This window comes from Nocardioides taihuensis (genome assembly GCF_042657275.1).
GTDB classification, from domain to species: Bacteria; Actinomycetota; Actinomycetes; order Propionibacteriales; family Nocardioidaceae; genus Nocardioides; species Nocardioides taihuensis.
On record NZ_JBHSKD010000040.1, the window covers coordinates 1 to 1281 of the forward strand.

1 protein-coding gene is annotated in these 1281 nt (G+C 66.7%); it reads right to left on the minus strand.

Annotation, left to right across the window (positions count from 1 at the left end; genetic code table 11):
- Nucleotides 1-1222 (minus strand): IS256 family transposase (locus ACFPGP_RS23870; protein ID WP_378594063.1); only part of this gene is annotated, 1222 nt, incomplete at its 3' end.
- Nucleotides 1223-1281: the final 59 nt, after the last annotated feature.

The following is a 1281-nucleotide window of genomic DNA, read 5'->3' on the forward strand; positions in this document are numbered from 1 at the left end:
TGGCGGCGTGATCACCAGTATCCATGGTGGTGTTGAGCTGCGCCATGGACTCCTCGGATAGGTATCGGCGGTCGCCGGCGATCCACTCGTCGTGCATGTCGATCAGCACGGCGCCGACGAGCCGGATCACTGCGGCGGGGTTGGGGAAGATCCCCACGACACGAGAGCGGCGCTTGATCTCTTTGTTGACTCGCTCGAGCGGGTTGGTCGACCAGACCTTGCGCCAGTGGGCCTTGGGGAAGCCGGTGAACGCCAGGACCTCGGCCTTGGCGTCGTCCATCAGTGGCCCTACCTTGGGGAACGAGCCGGCGAGCTGGTCGCGGACCTCGTCCCACGCCGCGTTGACTGCTTTGCGGTCGGGTTGGGCGAAGATCGTGCGGAACACCGCGGCGACCATGTCGGCATGGGACTTGGGCACGTGCGCCAAGAGGTTGCGGGCGAAGTGGACCCGGCACCGCTGGTGTGCGACACCTTGGAAGGACCTCTTCAACGCTGCCACGAGTCCGGAGTGCTGATCGGAGATGACCAGCTGCACCCCGGCCAGGCCGCGCTGCTTGAGGCTGAGCAGGAAGCTGCGCCAGAATGTCTCGTCCTCGCTGTCGCCGACGTCGAGGCCGAGGACCTCTCGGGAGCCGTCGGCGGCGATCCCGGTGGCCACCACGACCGCCATCGAGACCACCTGGCCGCCCTTGCCGGGCTTGTTGCGGACGTGCAGGTAGGTCGCATCCAGGTAGACGTAGGGGAAGGCGGTGTGGTCCAGCGGCCTGGTCCGGAACGCGCCGACCGACTCGTCGAGCTGTTCACAGATCCGAGAGACCTCGGACTTGCTGATCCCGGAGTCGGCGCCCAACGCGACGACCAGGTCGTCGACGCTGCGGGTGGAGACCCCGTGGACGTAGGCCTCCATCACCACCGCGTACAGCGCCTGGTCGATGCGACGGCGGGGCTCGAGGATGGAGGGGAAGAACGAGCCCTTACGGAGCTTGGGGATCCGCAGCTCGACGTCGCCGGCCTTGGTGGCCAGCAGCTTGGGTCGGGTGCCGTTGCGTTCGGTGACGCGGTCCTCGGTGCGCTCGTAACGCTCGGCGCCGATCACGCCCGCGGCTTCGAACTCGAGGAGCTCTTGGAGCACGGTGCGCACCGACTCACGGATCATGTCGACGCCATCGCCGGCGCGAAACGCGTCGAGCAACTCGGACAGGGCAGACTGGGACAAGGCCATCGGTGGTTCTCATTCAGTGCGTGACTTGGTCGTTTCACACCGAAGATCCCGCCGATGGC